The organism is Kurthia senegalensis (assembly GCF_000285595.1).
GTDB classification, from domain to species: Bacteria; Bacillota; Bacilli; order Bacillales_A; family Planococcaceae; genus Kurthia; species Kurthia senegalensis.
Window position 1 is genome coordinate 65,963 of sequence record NZ_HE611068.1, and the last position, 17,098, is coordinate 83,060.

General features: G+C 39.8%; 17 protein-coding genes, 1 other RNA gene and 2 pseudogenes. 2 read left to right on the forward strand and 18 right to left on the reverse strand.

The features are described from left to right. Positions 1–51: 51 nt before the first annotated feature. From KSHG_RS11880 to KSHG_RS11895, 4 genes are all read right to left on the reverse strand, one after another. Positions 52–414 carry a hypothetical protein gene (locus tag KSHG_RS11880; protein ID WP_010306750.1) on the reverse strand — a complete coding sequence of 121 codons (363 nt, stop codon included), beginning with the start codon at positions 412–414 and terminating at the stop codon, positions 52–54. A 12-nt stretch (positions 415–426) separates the two neighbouring features. Then, complete coding sequence (locus KSHG_RS11885) at positions 427–1,359, reverse strand: anti sigma factor C-terminal domain-containing protein (protein WP_010306753.1); 933 nt, start codon at positions 1,357–1,359, stop codon at positions 427–429. After that, positions 1,343–1,858, reverse strand: coding sequence for an RNA polymerase sigma factor (locus tag KSHG_RS11890; protein ID WP_010306757.1), 516 nt, complete (start codon positions 1,856–1,858; stop codon positions 1,343–1,345). Before KSHG_RS11890 ends, KSHG_RS11885 begins: the two co-directional genes overlap by 17 nt. Positions 1,859–2,068: 210 nt before the next feature. Then, positions 2,069–2,932 carry an AbaSI family restriction endonuclease gene (locus KSHG_RS11895; protein ID WP_010306761.1) on the reverse strand — a complete coding sequence of 288 codons (864 nt, stop codon included), beginning with the start codon at positions 2,930–2,932 and terminating at the stop codon, positions 2,069–2,071. Between the two features lie 178 nt (positions 2,933–3,110). Here KSHG_RS11895 and KSHG_RS11900 point away from each other — a divergent pair, with 178 nt between their 5' ends. Together KSHG_RS11900 and KSHG_RS11905 are read left to right on the forward strand one after the other, a co-directional pair. Continuing rightward, the gene (locus KSHG_RS11900) at positions 3,111–4,043 is read left to right on the forward strand and encodes an NADP-dependent oxidoreductase (protein WP_010306765.1); all 933 of its coding nucleotides are present in this window, start codon (positions 3,111–3,113) and stop codon (positions 4,041–4,043) included. A gap of 172 nt (positions 4,044–4,215) precedes the next feature. Further along, positions 4,216–4,446: a hypothetical protein gene (locus KSHG_RS11905; RefSeq protein WP_010306770.1), complete on the forward strand. Its 231-nt coding sequence runs from the start codon at positions 4,216–4,218 to the stop codon at positions 4,444–4,446. Positions 4,447–4,509: 63 nt separating this feature from the next. Here KSHG_RS11905 and KSHG_RS11910 read toward each other — a convergent pair whose 3' ends face one another. The 14 genes and pseudogenes from KSHG_RS11910 to gap all read right to left on the reverse strand — a co-directional run bounded on the left by KSHG_RS11910 (position 4,510) and on the right by gap (position 17,073). Next, the gene (locus KSHG_RS11910; RefSeq protein WP_010306774.1) at positions 4,510–4,734 is read right to left on the reverse strand and encodes a hypothetical protein; all 225 of its coding nucleotides are present in this window, start codon (positions 4,732–4,734) and stop codon (positions 4,510–4,512) included. A 57-nt stretch (positions 4,735–4,791) separates the two neighbouring features. After that, entirely contained in the window at positions 4,792–4,926 is a 135-nt protein-coding gene (locus tag KSHG_RS19015; RefSeq protein ID WP_261797783.1) for a hypothetical protein, read from the reverse strand. Between the two features lie 516 nt (positions 4,927–5,442). After that, positions 5,443–5,797, reverse strand: a transfer-messenger RNA (tmRNA) gene (gene ssrA / locus KSHG_RS17795). Positions 5,798–6,015: 218 nt separating this feature from the next. Continuing rightward, on the reverse strand, positions 6,016–6,513 hold the full coding sequence (locus KSHG_RS11925) for a hypothetical protein (protein WP_010306778.1): 498 nt from the start codon (positions 6,511–6,513) through the stop codon (positions 6,016–6,018). Positions 6,514–6,763: 250 nt separating this feature from the next. After that, on the reverse strand, positions 6,764–7,228 hold the full coding sequence (smpB, locus tag KSHG_RS11930; RefSeq protein ID WP_010306782.1) for an SsrA-binding protein SmpB: 465 nt from the start codon (positions 7,226–7,228) through the stop codon (positions 6,764–6,766). A gap of 33 nt (positions 7,229–7,261) precedes the next feature. Further along, the gene (rnr, locus tag KSHG_RS11935) at positions 7,262–9,631 is read right to left on the reverse strand and encodes a ribonuclease R (protein ID WP_010306785.1); all 2,370 of its coding nucleotides are present in this window, start codon (positions 9,629–9,631) and stop codon (positions 7,262–7,264) included. 25 nt (positions 9,632–9,656) lie between these two features. Then, positions 9,657–10,403 (reverse strand): alpha/beta hydrolase, encoded by a 747-nt coding sequence (locus tag KSHG_RS11940; RefSeq protein WP_010306789.1) that lies wholly within the window; start codon positions 10,401–10,403, stop codon positions 9,657–9,659. Between the two features lie 114 nt (positions 10,404–10,517). Beyond that, complete coding sequence (gene secG, locus KSHG_RS11945) at positions 10,518–10,745, reverse strand: preprotein translocase subunit SecG (RefSeq protein WP_010306794.1); 228 nt, start codon at positions 10,743–10,745, stop codon at positions 10,518–10,520. A 149-nt stretch (positions 10,746–10,894) separates the two neighbouring features. Then, positions 10,895–11,002, reverse strand: a pseudogene (locus KSHG_RS18125) (SDR family oxidoreductase); the annotation flags it as partial. 56 nt (positions 11,003–11,058) lie between these two features. Then, the gene (gene eno / locus KSHG_RS11950) at positions 11,059–12,354 is read right to left on the reverse strand and encodes a phosphopyruvate hydratase (protein ID WP_010306798.1); all 1,296 of its coding nucleotides are present in this window, start codon (positions 12,352–12,354) and stop codon (positions 11,059–11,061) included. 39 nt (positions 12,355–12,393) lie between these two features. Next, a complete protein-coding gene (gene gpmI / locus KSHG_RS11955; protein ID WP_010306802.1) occupies positions 12,394–13,920 on the reverse strand; it encodes a 2,3-bisphosphoglycerate-independent phosphoglycerate mutase in 1,527 nt (508 codons plus the stop codon). After that, complete coding sequence (tpiA, locus tag KSHG_RS11960; protein WP_010306806.1) at positions 13,913–14,674, reverse strand: triose-phosphate isomerase; 762 nt, start codon at positions 14,672–14,674, stop codon at positions 13,913–13,915. Before tpiA ends, gpmI begins: the two co-directional genes overlap by 8 nt. Positions 14,675–14,700: 26 nt before the next feature. Beyond that, positions 14,701–15,885, reverse strand: a complete 1,185-nt coding sequence (locus KSHG_RS11965) for a phosphoglycerate kinase (protein ID WP_010306809.1) — start codon at positions 15,883–15,885, stop codon at positions 14,701–14,703. Between the two features lie 179 nt (positions 15,886–16,064). Beyond that, positions 16,065–17,073 (reverse strand): annotated as a pseudogene (gene gap, locus KSHG_RS16955) (type I glyceraldehyde-3-phosphate dehydrogenase). Between the last annotated feature and the right edge of the window lie 25 nt (positions 17,074–17,098).

A 17,098-nucleotide genomic window follows, 5' to 3' on the forward strand; every position in this document is an offset into this window, starting at 1 on the left:
GAATTAAAAAAAAGCGTCTTCCATCAAAGGGAGACGCTTTTTTCGTTCCTATTATTTACGAAGCGTTTGTACGAGTAAAGCAATGCTTGCTACAACGATGACAACTGCCGCAATTGCCATCACAGCTGTTCCTAAGTAACCTGCATAAAAAACGGTAAAGAACGCGACTTCTACGACCGCTACGACTAAGCCTGCAAGGAATAAATTCGTTTGCCCTTTCACTGTTGAAACGATCATTTGTGCAACGACAATATTCGCTGCGACGATAATACCGAAAGCGAGCGCATAATCAAAAGAGAAAATGCTCGTTCCTTCCGCTGTATCAAACATTGAAAAGATGGCGATTGGAATCGCCCCTACGTTAATGCCAATTAGTCCAATAACCGATAATACCCACATAATACTTTTATTCATTTTCATCTACTCCTATTTCTGTACGACAGTGCCAATTTCAGACGCTGTGATATATGTTTTGTTCATAAGTGTTGTTAATTGTTGTTTCGTTCCAACGACGACTGCACCGACAATTTTGACATCATTTTCTGTTACACGTTTCTCGTTTCCTTGAATCGCTTCATACACCTTCTTGAACTGCTCTTTGTACGGACCTGATTTTTCCGTCGCACGTTGCAACGTTTCTACAAATTGTGTGACCGGTTGGCTGTATGCCTCCCCTTGATTGTCTGCCATTGGGAAGCCGACTACTTCATATTCATTCATCGGTTCTTCTGCTTCTTTTGAATTTGATGCCGCTTCCGCTTTCGTAAACGTATCTACCCAGTTCCATTCTAATGTGATCGATGATGGTAAAAGTTGTTGTAGACGTTCGAGCGTATACGCTTCGTTAAATGAGATAGCCATTTCTGCCACTTCGTTATTTTGTAACTGAGCGAGTTGTTTCGCGGCATTTGCTTTTGTATCGTATTGAAAGGCAGGGTGATAAAAATGCATGACGCGACTGCCATTATAGTTATCATCGCTTCCTACGAGTGGTTGCAAGTGACGATTTTCTGTCGCATTTTGAAGCGTCGCATCCCCTACGTATACGTGACGATCTCCGACAATTTTAAAAATAGGAGCCGTCGCAGAACTTCCTACGAGACGATTAGTCATTTCCCAATCTCCTACACGTTGATCCGCACCGACAAGTTCATAATATAATTGCTGTTCGACTGCTTTTTTGTCTAAATAGTACGGTGTAATCAACATTTTCGTAAAGCCTATTAGTAACGTAGCGAGTACGATGGTCGCCCCACTCACGAGAAAAATACGACGTTTGCTCTTTCGTTTCGCTTGTTGGATTATTTTATCGTTAGATGATGGTGAAAAGAAATCATCTAATTCATTCGGTTCTTTCATGATGGTTCCTCCATTTTTCTTTAAATTCGTTACGCGCTCGGTAAAGCGACGTTCGAATCGTTTCTACTTTTATATTCAGCACTTGGCTTATTTCTTCGTAACTCATATCCATTTCATATTTTAATAACAATAAGTTTTTTGCGGCGGGTTTCAATTGTTCGAGTGTATCGCTAATCGTCGCAGCGTGTTCCTTTTGTAAAAGACGAAATTCTCCGTCTTCCTCATCGACAAACGAGGCTAAAAAGTTCTCATCTTCAACGGTCACTTTCGGAAAACGTTTATTTTTTCGATACAGATCATAATATTGATTCAATGACACTTTAAACAACCATGCCTTCACATTGTCGACTTCTAAGTGAATCATCAACTCAATCGCCTTCGAAAATGTATTTTGAACGATATCCTCTGCATTCTCTTTCGAACAACCCATCTTCACTAAGTAATTCAAAATAAACCGTGCGTGCGTAACATACAAATCTTCTATTTTTTCAATGCTCATTTCTACTCCTTTCACTCTCATAACGAACGAGTATTTAAAAAGTGTACAAAAAAAAGAAAGTTTTTTTAAAAACCATACCTTTTAAAAGTTTTACGCAAACAAAAAAAGCGCCAAACCTTCATAAAATAGGGTTTGCGCTTTTCTGTATTAATACGATGTAGTTGGAAGAGTTTAAGCAATCATCTATTCTCACTTTACCATAGAAATAACTTATTCTACAGGTGCATACGTTTCCATTCTCGTTGCGATTCGATCATAAAATACTTTTCCCTGTGCGAGCGATTGTGCGTGATTCACTTTATAGTGTCCTTTAAAGACGTACTCAAAACCTCCAAACTCGCTACGGACATGGGCAAATAACGCGAGTTCTTGACGTAGTTCATATAGACGTTTTTGTAAATACGCTTCATTTTTTTCTGCATTCGTATTGTATTCGATAAAATATCGTTCGTCCGAAGCTAGCGTATTGTTCCAATCTGCATTCGGATAAAACTTCAACGCTTTAATATCAATTGCCTCATTGAATTTATGTTTCGCACCGCTTCCTTGGAACCCTTTGTAGCCTGCACCGAAACAATTACAGCAATCTTTCACTGTCTTAAATGCGATATGTTCTGTCGCATCAATGTATCCTTGATTAATATACGTTTGAGGATCGTAAGCTTCACTCACATCCCATTTAAGCACCGCTAATCGGTCAAAACGTTGTTGGAGCTGCTCTACTAACTGGTCGATTTGCACATTCATCTCGTGTAAGTCCGTTAACACTTTCACGCGGTACACGTCACATTGAAGCGCTTGTATAATATCATGCTGTCTCATCGCATCATTCAAAACCATTTCATTCGATAAATGATACGGTTCATCAATCTCAATGATGACATTGATTTGTGGAAAATAAATATCTGCTAGCGCATATCGCTTCGTTTCCCCGTCTCGTACAATATATTGTTGCGTCATCATTTTTATTTCCACATTGTTTAAGCGATGCCATATTCGTGTAACGACATAGTTTTCATCGTTCTTTTTATTCGTTTTAGACAATTGCTTTTTAATAAACTCATATTTCTGCAAAACCAATCCCCACTTTTCTTCGACATGTATTTCATCGTACTTACATTATATAGAATATGACGTTCTAAACAACATTATGCCCTTTCTGTCGTTTAGCGCCCTTCTTAAAATAGTTATGATATCATTTCTGCGTCTACTCCGTTGTATGATGAGTGTATCAAACAGTGAGGTGAAGAAAATGAAAGCATTAGGCTATAACCATTACGGTAAACCCGACGTATTTGAAGAAGTAACGATGCCAACACCGACAGTTGGCACTGATGAAGTATTATTGAAAACGAAATTTGTTAGTATCCATCCCGTTGATGCCCTTATTCGAAGTGGCGGCTTCTCAGGTGGACACGCATTGAATCAACTATTAATTCCTGGTAGTGAAGTGTTAGGTGAAATTGTTGAACTTGGCACAGACGTACAAGGTTTCGCAAAAGGCGACATCGTCATCGGTAAACCCGGTCGAGCTGGCTATGCAGACTATGTTGTCGTACACCAATCGAAAGTTTTCCATAAACCGAAAGATATGCCGAACGAAGCGGCAGCTGGCTTTTCAGGTGTCGGCAATACCGCTTACTACACGTTGTTCGACTTCGGTAACATCCAAGCAGGCGAAACGATCACCATCTTAGGCGCATCTGGTGGCGTCGGTTCGATTGCTATTCAAATCGCCAAAAATGAAGGACTCCATGTCATTGCTGTCGCAAGTGAAAAAAATAAACAATACGTCCTTCAACTCGGTGCAGATGAATTCGTTGACTACAAACAACCGAGTCAACTTGAAGCCATTCATGACCGTGCTGACATCGTCATCGATGCTTCCCTCTTCGCTTCATCTGCTGAATCAGGACTCGCACTCGTTAAAGACGGTGGTCGTTACGTCACGTTGACACGCTCACCAGAAGCCCCTACAGGCAAACAAATCGACATCATCGATATGCGTAGAACACCAGATATGACCGACAAAAAAGCGATGGACTACTTAACAGCACTACACGAAAAACACCCCGTCCATGTCAAACCAACCGCCCTCTTCCCATTCTCGGTAAAAGGCGTTGTCGCAGCGCATACCGCACTCGAAGACGGATCCCTTTCTAAAAAAATCTTGTTAGAAGTGTAACAATGAGAAAAACCTGCCTAATGTGGGCAGGTTTTTTGTTTTCATTTCATTATTTACAGTAAGTACAATGACACGAAAACCCATCCGAAATAAAGGAGAATCGATTCTAAAACGATTCGAACAAACATGATAAACTTATACTAGACACAAGATTTTAAAAGGAGATATATATATGACTTACTTCGTTTTATTACTATTATTAGCAATTTTAGTTGTGCAATTTATGTGGTTTAAACAATCGAAAACTTCTACAACATTGATCTTCCCGGTACTATTCACTGTCATCTTTATTGTCTTATTAATTTTACATTTAGATCTTGGTACAATGACTATACCAGCAATCGTTACAGGCATCCTTCTTTGGGTGTTATTCATTCTTACTGTTTCAATGAAGAAAAAATAATGTATGTGTAAAAAAGGCAGCCTTAGTAGCTGCTTTTTTTATATCTAATACGAAAAATTAGTATTAAGGATTATATTTCTTATCACTAGCTGAGCTTTCTTTCGTATGCTCTTTGTTCTTTTCGTCTTTGACTTTTTCATTTAATTCTTCAACCGGTATGGCATCTACTGTTTGCATATCTTCATGCATATCAAAAAGGCTCGGATTATCTGAATCGACCATATCAGGCTTTTCTAAATTTTTTCTGCTCTTTTCTTTATGTGAGTCTCGTTCGAATTCTTTCGTCATTTAAAACTCTCCTTTCGTAAGTTCGTTAAACAATTGTTGCGACCTTTATATTGTCTGCTAACGGCCGTTTTTATTCACTTCTCCAAATACTTTCTCACCTACAACTACACCATCGTGCTCAATATATGGTTCTTTTAAAAGTGTCGCTTCTTTCACACAGAGCGTTTTATCATGAGGATATGTTTCATCCATGCACGTCCCTATTTTTCAATTAGGCATCGAAGGAGGAAGCCATATAAATACTATTGAATACAACTAGATCCTTTAATTTTCCATTCGGGTTTTGTTTCATCAAAACGCCTCCTTTGAATTATCGCAAGTATACTAAAAGTATTGCCTAATTGCTGGACGATAAAACATGAGGACATACCAGCTAGAACATTGTCCTCAATATAATTCCATATTTGTTTCAGCGTTAAGACAATAAAAATACTTAGCATGATTTTAGCTGCATTCGTACGTATTCTTTATTACAGCCCCAAAGTGAGTTGATTTAAATAGTCGTGGAAGTTCATTGGATCTGTTCTTTTAAAAATGAATAGCACGATTCTAATTAATGCCCAAGTAATACGATTACACCTCTATTCGAATCGTTACTTTTATATTTGTTTTAACGACAAAGCATTTTGGAGAAAATTAAATAAAAAAAGTGCCAAAACCCTTAATCTTAAAGGATTTTGACACTCATTGAAACCGTATGATTTCGTCTTATGGAGACGGCGGGAGTCGAACCCGCGTCCAGAAACTCCAGTACTTGAAGCACTACGTGTGTAGTCTATCTACTTACGTTTCGCACTGCATTATGCCGACAGACAGGCGTCTTGAGCGCTAACCTACTAATCTCCTCTTACAGACTCAGGTTGCACCTGTAAGCGTATCCCACTAAAGTTGGGCCTCAGTTACTACTACATGGGCGATAGAGCAGTGAGGCAGTTGCAGAACTAAGCTGCAGCTAATTGATTGTTTGTTTTGCCAGTTATAAATAACTTCCGTTGATGACGAAGCCGAGACCTCCGACACGCGATCCAAGCCCAGACATCCCTGTCGAATCCGTAACGTCCCCTTAGTTCCGTTGACAAAGAGCGTAAAGCAACATGTGCTCGTACTAGCTGTCGGAATAAGGTGTGTTCGGACATCGCATAAAGCGATGTAGAATACTGGCTTGTATGTTTATTATTATAACGCAATATTAACAACCTCGCAACCAATTTACTTTTACCGATACAAGTTCATCATGAAAAAAACGTCGGAGCATGGCGCTTCGACGTTTAGGGTTATTGATTATTTTTTAGCAACTGATTGATTTGCGTACGTTTTTAAATTGGTAATATCAGCGTTTACTTTCGCAAGTAACACATCATATTTTGCCATTAATACACCGTAGTCTGATGCATTAATACGATGTTTTTTATCTAGTGTTGTGAGTTGCTTTTTAATCGCAGTTAATTGATTTTTTTGTGCTTTATATTTTCCATAAAAGCTCGTATATTTTTTATTCGCTACGGTCTTAGATAATTTCTTTTTCGCTTTTCCTTTTTGATCAACGCTGTAATATTTTTCTACAGCTTTTTCGATAGCTTTCACATTGGCATCTACTTGTACTAATTTTTTATTAATTGATTTTCCTGTCGCTGTTTTGACTGTCTTCACTTTTGGTGTCGCTGTTTTGACAGTTTTCACTGTTTTCGTATGTGTTGTTTGATGTTCCTTTGCACTTGCAAATGTCCCCACATTTAATGTTAGTGCAGCGATTGCTACTGAAGCGATTACTTTTTTCATCTTCTAATTCCTCCCTTGGCCTTTAACGTAAATACGTTTTTAGTACTTTTAGTATATGTATTAACGTAAATTTAGTATAGTGAATTTCTATTACAAAAAATAACAATTTCATGTAGAATACATTACTAAAACACTTATTTATTACATTTTTATATCATTCAATTCAAAATCTCGTATTTTTACTATTTATACATACAAAAAATTATACATACAAAAAAGCCATGAATCGTATTCATGGCTTTTCATTCGTTTAGCGATTGCGTTCGCGCATCGCACGATCGACATCGCGTTTCGCATCTTTTTTCTTCAAGTCTTGGCGTTTATCGTAATTTTTCTTACCTTTACCGAGACCGATTAGAAGTTTGGCATAGCCGTCTTTAATGTACATCTTAAGTGGAACGATTGTGTACCCTTCACGCTTAATGTCGTAATTCAGTTGTCGTATTTGGTTTTTGTGTAATAGCAGCTTACGTGTACGAATCGGATCATGGTTGAAGATGTTCCCTTGTTCGTACGGGCTAACGTGCATATTAGACACCCAAGCTTCTCCGTTGCGAATTTGAATATATGAATCTTTTAGCTGTACTTTCCCTTTTCGAATTGATTTGATTTCGGTTCCGTTTAATACGATCCCCGCTTCAATTGTCTCTTCAATAAAGTAATCATGACTCGCCTTTTTGTTTTGAGCGATTGCATTACCTTTTCCCTTTGGCATGTGCGTCACCTCAATTAAATATAGTTAGTTTACTTATTTGTGTTTGTTGTTTTTTGAAGCTTTCGCCATGGCATCTGAGAAGCTGCCACCTTTGCGAGGTTTGCTGCCTTTGTAGCCGCCACCGTCGCGTTTGCGATCTTCTTTACGCGTACGACCGTTTACTTTCGGACCGCTTGGCGTATGTTTGTTACCACGTTTAAAATCTTTATCTTTGTCTTTCCCTTTGATGACACGAGGGCCTGAAGAAGGGCGACGTTTTGGTTTTGGTTTCGGTTCTGGCATATCTGTGATAATGAAGTCGATTGCTGCTTCTTCCACGTTTACGTTAAATACTTTAATCGTTACGCGGTCACCGATACGGAATTGACGTGCTGTACGTTCCCCGATCATTGTCATTGAACGTTCGTCGAAGTTGTAGTAATCATCTGTTAAGTTACTGATGTGTACTAAACCTTCGATTGTGTTATCAAGCTCGATAAACATACCGAAGTTTGTAACAGAACCAACAATACCTTCGAATTCTTGTCCAACTTTGTCCAACATGAATTGAGATTTTTTGATTGCTTCTGTATCGCGTTCTGCATCGATTGCACGACGTTCACGAGATGATGTATGAACTGAAATTTCGTCCATTGCATTGCCCCAGAATGACGTCGTTTTTTCTGATTTGTCGCCATTGATTAAGTACGTACGGATTAGACGGTGTACGATTAAATCAGGGTAACGACGAATTGGTGATGTGAAGTGCGTGTAATACTGTGCTGCTAAACCGAAGTGGCCTAAGCATTGTGGATCGTATTTCGCTTGTTGCATAGAACGAAGCATCATCGTAGAGATAACTGGATATTCTGGTTGACCTTCTACTGATTTTAAAATACCTTGTAATGCGCTAGGGTCGATTGAATCTGTCGCACCTTGTACGGTAATACCGAAGTTCGTAATGAACTCGAAGAAACGTTGTAGACGTTCTGGTTTTGGATCTTCGTGAATACGGTAGATGAATGGAAGTTCCATTTTACATACGTGTTCAGCTACTGTTTCGTTGGCAGCAAGCATGAAATCTTCAATCATTTTTTCAGCGATTGTACGTTCACGTACGACGACATCTGTTGGCCAGCCTTTTTCATCTACAAGAACAACTGATTCTTTTAAGTCGAAGTCTACTGCGCCGCGGCGATCACGGTTCATACGTAGAAGACTTGAAAGTTCTTTCATCGTTTCAAACATTGGCACTAATTCTTTGTAGCGTTCGATTAGTGCTTCGTCTTGGTGTTCTAAAATTTTGTATACGTCTGTGTATGTCATACGTTCGTTCGTACGAATTACACTTTGGAAAATATCGTGGTCGATTACTTTCCCTTCTTGGTTAATAATCATTTCACAAGATAATACTAAGCGATCCACTTGTGGGTTTAATGAACATAAACCATTTGAAAGACGGTGAGGAATCATCGGAATAACGCGGTCTGTTAAGTAAACAGATGTCGCACGTTCATATGCTTCTTTATCTAAAATAGAATCTTGTGTTACGTAGTAACTAACGTCTGCGATATGGACTGTTAATTTGAAGTTACCATTGTCTAATTTCACAACGCTCACTGCATCATCTAAGTCTTTTGCAGATTCGCCATCAATTGTAACGATCATGTCTTCGCGGCAATCACGACGACCTTCACGATCCGCATCTGAAATTTCGTCCGGCACTTGTGCAGCCGCTTCGATTACTTCTTCAGGGAATTCTACATGAATATCATGTTTATGGATAATTGAAAGAATGTCGACACCTGGATCATTTTTGTGACCTAAGATTTGAACGATCATCCCTGCAGCTTTTTGCTGTTCGTCTGGCCATTTCGTAATTTCAACGACAACTTTATGTCCGTCCATCGCACCTAAAGTGTGATCGCGACCGATGAAAATATCTGTACCGAAACGTTTGTCATCTGGTAAAACGAAACCGAAGTTTTTGTTCGCTTGGAATTCACCAACGATACGTGATGTACCACGTTCAACGATTTCAATAATTTGACCTTCACGACGTTCGCCAGTTGAATCTGCTGACACTTTTACGATAACGGTATCGCGGTTTAAAGCGCCACCTTTCATCGTTGGTGGAATAAATACATCATCTAAGCCTTCTTCTTCTGGTGCAACGAAGCCGAAGCCTTTTGCGTGTCCGATGAAGCGACCTTTAAATGTATTCATGCGTTCTGGTGTACCGTATTTATCGTTGCTACCGCGAACGATTGTACCTTGTTCTTCTAAGTTCACAAGCACCTTCACTAATTCTTTGAAGTCTTCAGCTTCTGTTAATCCTAGTTGCTCTTCTATCTCTGCAACAGTCAGCGGTTTGACTTCGGGTTCTGTTAATAGCGCTAATGTGCGCTGTTGTAAGTTACTCAAATCATTTCCTCCTACTTCACGTTGACTATTCTTGCCAATCTAATGAATTTAAAAATTGTAAAATATCTTCTTGTAATTGCTTTCTTTCTGTACCTAACGTAATGACGTGGCCTGATTCTTCATACCACTTCATATGCTTATCAATGGACTCGACCGTGTCATAAATAATTTGGGCGGACTTTGGATTAATCACATCGTCCAACCGTCCTTGTACGACAAAAATCGGTGCATATAGTTCATCAACATGACTTCGCACATCTTGAATCAGTTCAGGAAGTTTTGGCAATGAGGGCATTCCCTCGCGTTTTATTGATTCGATCAACGCATCTTTCTGTTGTTCGTCATAGCCAAAAGCTCGACTGAAATCTTTCGCATACTTCACGATGCCACTAAACATAGTATCCGTCGTACGCATTGTCATAGGCGCACACATCGTCACAATGCCTTTAAGTGGTTTCAAATAACCTAAACGAAGTGAAAAGACACCGCCTAGTGATAAACCAGCAACCGCAATTTCCGTATAGCCGTCTGCCACTAATTCCTCGTATGCCTTCTCTACATCTTGCCACCAATCCACTGGTCCCGTTTGAATTAGTTCCAGTGGAGATGCACCATGTCCTTTATAATGAGGTGCTTTAACCGTATAGCCGCTCTTCTCTAAAAAGCGACCGAGCATATGCACATCCGCAGAATTTCCTGTGAAGCCATGTAAAAGCAAAACCGCACGTTTTCCTGCTTTATAATAAAATGGTTGTGGCAAAGATACCTTCATTTCAAAAACCTCCTGATGTCGTCATTCGTCAACAGATGAATTACATTGTCTCTATTATATCCTTAATAAATAGAAAATGCCTAACCTTTTGATAGGTTAGGCAAAAATCCTTTATTAATATTTTGCAATTAAAATTGCAACAACAAAGAATAGTACTGAAAGAACAATCGTTACACGGTGTAAAACTAGTTCAACGCCACGTGCTTTTGATTTACCAAATAGTTGTTCTGCACCACCTGAAATTGCACCAGAAAGGCCGGCACTCTTAGGTTCTTGCATTAATACAGTAACAATGATTAAACAAGCAATCACGATTAGCGCGATGATTAAAAATGTATGCATTCTTCCACCTCCTGCTCAACTGCACCACAACACTGCCTATTGTATTATAGAGCTTATATGTGTTGCATATTTGTTACGTCAAAACACATAATGACATTTTACCATGAATGAGCAGAACTATATAGCAAAAAACGGTATTTTTTTGAAAACTATCTCCCTAGCCAGCCACCATCGACGACGAGCGTATGTCCGTCAACATAGTCCGATGCAGCGGATGCTAAAAAGACGACAGCGCCTTTGAGATCATCGACTTTTCCCCTTTCTAAAAAAACAGACTACACCCAATTGGCATAGTCTGTTTCAAAATAAACGCTTATTTATTTAAGTTGTAGAAAGATTGGATTCCTTCGTATTTAGAAATACCTTCTAATTCATCTTCAATGCGTAGAAGTTGGTTGTATTTCGCAACACGGTCTGTACGAGATGGTGCACCTGTTTTGATTTGACCAGCGTTCGTTGCAACAGCGATATCCGCAATTGTTACGTCTTCTGATTCACCAGAACGGTGAGAAATGATTGCTGTATAGCCAGCACGTTTTGCCATTTCAATCGCATCTAATGTTTCTGTTAACGTACCGATTTGGTTTACTTTGACTAAAATAGCGTTACCAACGCCTTCTTCAATACCGCGTGCTAATTTTTTCGTATTCGTAACGAATAAATCATCACCGACTAATTGAACACGGTCGCCAATACGTTCTGTTAATAATTTATGACCAGCCCAGTCGTCTTCATCAAGACCATCTTCAATTGAGATGATTGGATATTTAGAAGCTAATTCTTCGTACCAATCAACCATTTGTTCTGATGTTTTCGTAACGCCTTCGCCATCTAAGTGATATAGTTTGTCTTCTGCGTTATAAAGTTCTGATGAAGCTACGTCCATCGCAAGTTTTACTTCTTCGCCCGGTTTGTAACCAGCGCGTTCGATTGCTGTTACGATTGTTGATAACGCTTCTTCATTTGAAGAAAGGTTTGGTGCGAAACCACCTTCATCACCAACCGCTGTATTATGACCAGATTCTTTTAGAACTGCTTTTAATGCGTGGAAAATTTCAGCACCCATACGTAGTGCATGACGGAAGCTTTCTGCACCGACTGGCATTACCATAAATTCTTGAATATCTACGTTGTTATCCGCATGTTCGCCACCATTTAAAATGTTCATCATTGGAACTGGAAGTTGTTTTGCATTAACGCCACCAATGTATTGGTATAAAGGTAAACCTAAGTAGTTAGCTCCTGCATGTGCAACAGCTAAAGAAACACCTAGAATCGCATTTGCACCTAGAGCACCTTTATTTTCTGTACCGTCAAGTTCGATCATTTTTTTATCGATTGCTACTTGGTCTAATACGGAAAATTCCCCTTCTAGTGCTGGAGCAATAATGCTATTTACATTGTCAACGGCTTTTAATACACCTTTGCCTAGATAACGAGATTTATCTCCATCGCGTAATTCTACAGCTTCATATTCACCAGTCGATGCACCTGAAGGTACGATTGAACGGCCGTATGCGCCTGACTCTGTAAATACTTCTACTTCTACTGTTGGGTTACCGCGTGAATCTAATACTTCGCGAGCTAATACGTTTGTAATAATTGACATTGTTTGAACTCTCCTCGGTTTGTGAAATATTTTATTCGATTAATCGAATAATGGTTTACCTGTCATTTCGGCAGGTTGTGGAACACCTAAAAGTTTGAGCATTGTCGGTGCCAAGTCTGCAAGAATACCGTCGTGCATCACGACGCCTTCTTTCGTAACAATGACTGGCACTGGATTCGTAGTATGTGCTGTCATCGGATTCCCTTCAAGGGTTACAACTTCGTCAGAGTTTCCGTGGTCGGCTGTAATAATCGCATAGCCGCCTTTCGCTAAAATCGCATCCACTACATCGCCTAGACATTCATCAACGGCTTCAATCGCTTTGATTGTCGGCTCTAGCATACCGCTGTGACCGACCATGTCTGGGTTGGCAAAGTTCAACAGAATGGCATCCACTTTGTCCCCGTTAATTTCGCTAACTAAAGCGTCACGAACTTCGTAGGCACTCATCTCTGGTTGTAAATCGTACGTTGCCACTTTTGGTGAATTGATTAAAATACGATTTTCCCCTTCGAATTTCTCTTCACGGCCACCGCTCATAAAGAACGTCACGTGTGGATATTTTTCTGTTTCTGCAATGCGTAACTGACGTAATTTTGCATCGGATAACACTTCACCCACTGTATTTTTTAAATCGTCATCGTAAAATGCGATATCACCGATTACAGTTTCACTATATTTCTTAAAGCAAACAAATTCAAGGTTTTTCGGTTGAATTTCTGAAATATCAAAACCTTCAAACTTCGGATTTGTCATAGCTGTTGATAATTGAATCGCACGGTCTGGGCGGAAGTTGAAGAAAATAACGGCATCATTATCTTCGATTTTCGCAACCGGTTGACCGTTTTGTTGTACGACGAATGGTACGACGAATTCATCGTTCACACCGTTCGCATAAGAAGCTGCAAGACCTGCTGCTGCAGACGGTTGCACTTGACCTTCGCCAAGAACGACTGCATCGTAAGCAAGTTTCACACGATCCCATCGTTTATCGCGGTCCATCGCATAGTAGCGACCGCTCACCGATGCAATTTGACCGATGCCGATTGCTTCCATTTGTTTCGCCGTCTCTTCTAAATAGCCCGGTGCTGTTTTTGGACCGACGTCACGACCATCTAAGAAAGCGTGTAAATACGCTTCGTCTAAACCTTGGTCTTTCGCAAGTTTTAATAAGGCAAATAAATGTTCATAGTGACTGTGTACACCGCCATCTGAAAGAAGTCCTAATAAATGTAGTTTAGAACCGTGCTCTTTCACGTGGTTGATTGCTTTTAAAAGCACTTCATTTTCAAAGAAATCCCCATCTTTAATCGATTTGTCGATACGCGTTAAACTTTGATATACGATGCGCCCTGCACCGATGTTCAAATGACCGACTTCCGAATTCCCCATTTGTCCTGCTGGTAAGCCAACCGCTTCGCCTGATGCTTGCAGTTGTGAATGAGGATACGTGTTGAAATAACGATCGAAGTTAGGTTTATTCGCTTGTGCTACTGCATTCCCGAATACTTCTTTACGACAGCCGAAACCGTCTAAAATAATAAGTGCTACTGGTGTATTAGGCATTTGCCCCCGCCTCCAATAATTTTAAGTATGATGCTGCTTCTAAACTTGCACCGCCAACTAGAGCGCCGTCGATATGTTCCATCGATAATAATTCTTCTACGTTTGCAGGTTTTACAGAGCCACCATATTGGATACGTGTTTGTTCAGCAACTTCTTCGCTAAATACTTCAGCGATTGCTTTACGAACTTCTCCACAAACTTCATTTGCATCGGCTGCTGTTGCTGTTTTACCTGTTCCGATTGCCCAGATGGGTTCATATGCTACGACTGATTGTGTTGCTTGTTCGGCTGTTAAATCTTTCATTGCTGCTTTCACTTGAGAAGCCACTTTTGAAACTGTTTGTCCCGCTTCACGTTCTTCTAACGTTTCACCGACACAAATGATTGGTTTTAAGTGATGTGCAAATGCTGCATGTGCTTTTGCATTCACAGATTCATCTGTTTCGTTGAAATATTCACGACGTTCTGAGTGACCAATCACAACGTAAGAAACACCAATATCCGCAAGTTGTACTGGGCTTACTTCCCCTGTAAATGCACCTTCTGTTTCATAATGCATGTTTTGTGCGCCAATTGCTAAATCCGTACCTTTTGTTGCTTCTACGAGCGTCGGTAAAAATAGTGCAGGTGAACATACTACCGCATCGACCTTTTCGTTCGTAGGTACTTGTGTTTTCACTTCATTAACGAAATCTACAGCTTCCTTCAGTGTTTTGTACATTTTCCAGTTGCCGGCAATAATAGGTTTACGCATATGCTATTCATCCTCCAAATTGTCTATTATTTGTCATTCAGTGCAACGACGCCAGGAAGCTCTTTGCCTTCCATGAACTCTAATGATGCACCACCACCTGTTGAGATGTGTGACATTTGATCTGCTACGTTGAATTTTTCGACTGCTGCAGCTGAATCACCGCCACCGATAATTGTGTATCCTTCTGTATGTGCCATTGCATCCGCTACTGCTTTCGTACCTTTTGCAAATGGTGCTAATTCAAATACACCCATCGGTCCGTTCCAAATAATTAATTTTGATGCTTGAATAACTTCTGCATAGTTCGCAGCTGTTTTCGGTCCAATGTCTAAACCCATGTAATCTGCTGGAATTTGATCGATTGAAACGACTTTCGTGTTCGCATCTTTTGAAAATTCATCTGCTACGACCGCATCGATTGGCATGTATAATTTCACGCCTTTTTCTTCTGCTTTTTGAATAAATGATGCAGCTAATTCAATTTTATCTTCTTCAAGAAGAGACGTCCCAATTTCATAGCCTTGTGCTTTCGTAAATGTATAAGAAAGACCGCCACCGATAATTAAGTTATCTACTTTCTCAAGTAAATGGTCGATTACGCCGATTTTATCTTTTACTTTCGCCCCACCAATAATCGCTGTGAATGGACGTTCTGGATTTGATAAAGCTTTCCCTAATACGTCCAATTCTTTTTGCATTAAGAAGCCTGACACAGCAGGTAAGTAAGCTGCGATGCCAGCTGTTGTAGCGTGTGCACGGTGGGCTGCGCCGAATGCATCATTTACGTATACATCTGCAAGAGACGCAAATTGTTGTGCTAATGTTGCATCATTTTTCTCTTCACCTGCATGGAAACGAACATTTTCAAGTAATACAACGTCGCCTTCTTGCATTGTTGCAACTACTTGCTCTACATTCTCCCCTACAGACTCAGACAATTTTTGAACGTCTTTGCCTAGTAATTCTGCTAAACGTTTCCCAGCCGCAGTTAAGCGAAGCTCTTCTTTCACTTCACCTTTCGGACGACCTAAGTGACTTGCTAAAATGACTTTTGCACCTTCAGCTATTAAATATTGAATTGTTGGCAATGCTGCGCGGATACGTGTATCGTCCGTCACGCGCCCATCTTCCATTGGCACGTTGAAGTCTACACGTACGAATACGCGTTTCCCTTTCACATCGATATCTTTTACTGATTTTTTCTCATTCATCTACAAATTGCCTCCCTTTAGCGATTATAAAACGCTTTCTTGCTCTCAATGAAAAAGGAGAAGTACACCATCGCGCTTCTCCTCTTTTTTCAAATCCATTATATACGCAATGTTTAAGAAAGGCTAATTATTTTTTTAAAATAAGAATTTCTTAAAGGATTTCATTGCGCTAACGTTTATTAGAATCCTTGAGACGCTACATATTCAGCTAAATCTACTACACGAGTAGAGTAACCTGTTTCATTATCGTACCAAGCAAGTACTTTCACTAAGTTATCTTCAAGAACCATTGTTGATAATGCATCAACTGTTGAAGAAGAAGTATTGCCATTGTAATCGATTGAAACTAAAGGTTCTTCAGAATAAGCTAGACGACCAGCAAGTGAACCTTCTACAGATGCTTCTTTGAAAGCAGCATTTACTTGTTCGATTGTTACGTTTTCGTTTAATTCCGCTACTAAGTCAACAAGTGATACGTTTGGTGTTGGTACGCGGATTGCCATACCGTCTAATTTACCTTCAAGTTGAGGTAATACTTTAGCGACAGCTGATGCAGCACCTGTTGTTGTTGGGATGCTAGACATTGCTGCTGCACGAGCACGACGGTAATCTTTATGTGGTAAGTCTAAGATTTTTTGGTCATTTGTGTATGAGTGAACTGTTGTCATCATACCGCGTTTAATACCGAATTTTTCGTCAAGCACTTTTGCAACTGGTGCTAAACAGTTTGTTGTACAAGATGCATTTGAGAATACAACATCATTTTGTGCATCATATTTTTCGTGGTTAACGCCCATTACAAACGTTGGCATATTTTTACCAGGAGCTGACACGATTACTTTTTTAGCACCTGCGTCTACGTGTTTTTTCGCATCGTCATAGTTTGTGAAGAAACCTGTAGATTCTACTACGATATCTACGTTTAATTCTCCCCAAGGTAGGTTCGCTGGATCTTTCTCAGCGTATACACGTACTGTTTGACCATCAACGATTAAATTGTCACCGTCAGCAGTTACTTCTGCATCTAATTTGCCGTGTACTGAATCGTATTTTAATAAGTGTGCAAGCATTTTTTGCATCTGTTAAGTCATTTACTGCAACAATTTCAATATCTTTACGTTGTAATGCTGTGCGGAATACTAAGCGTCCAATACGTCCGAATCCATTAATAGCTAATTTAAAAGTCATGTGTAGTTCCTCCAATATGTTGTGT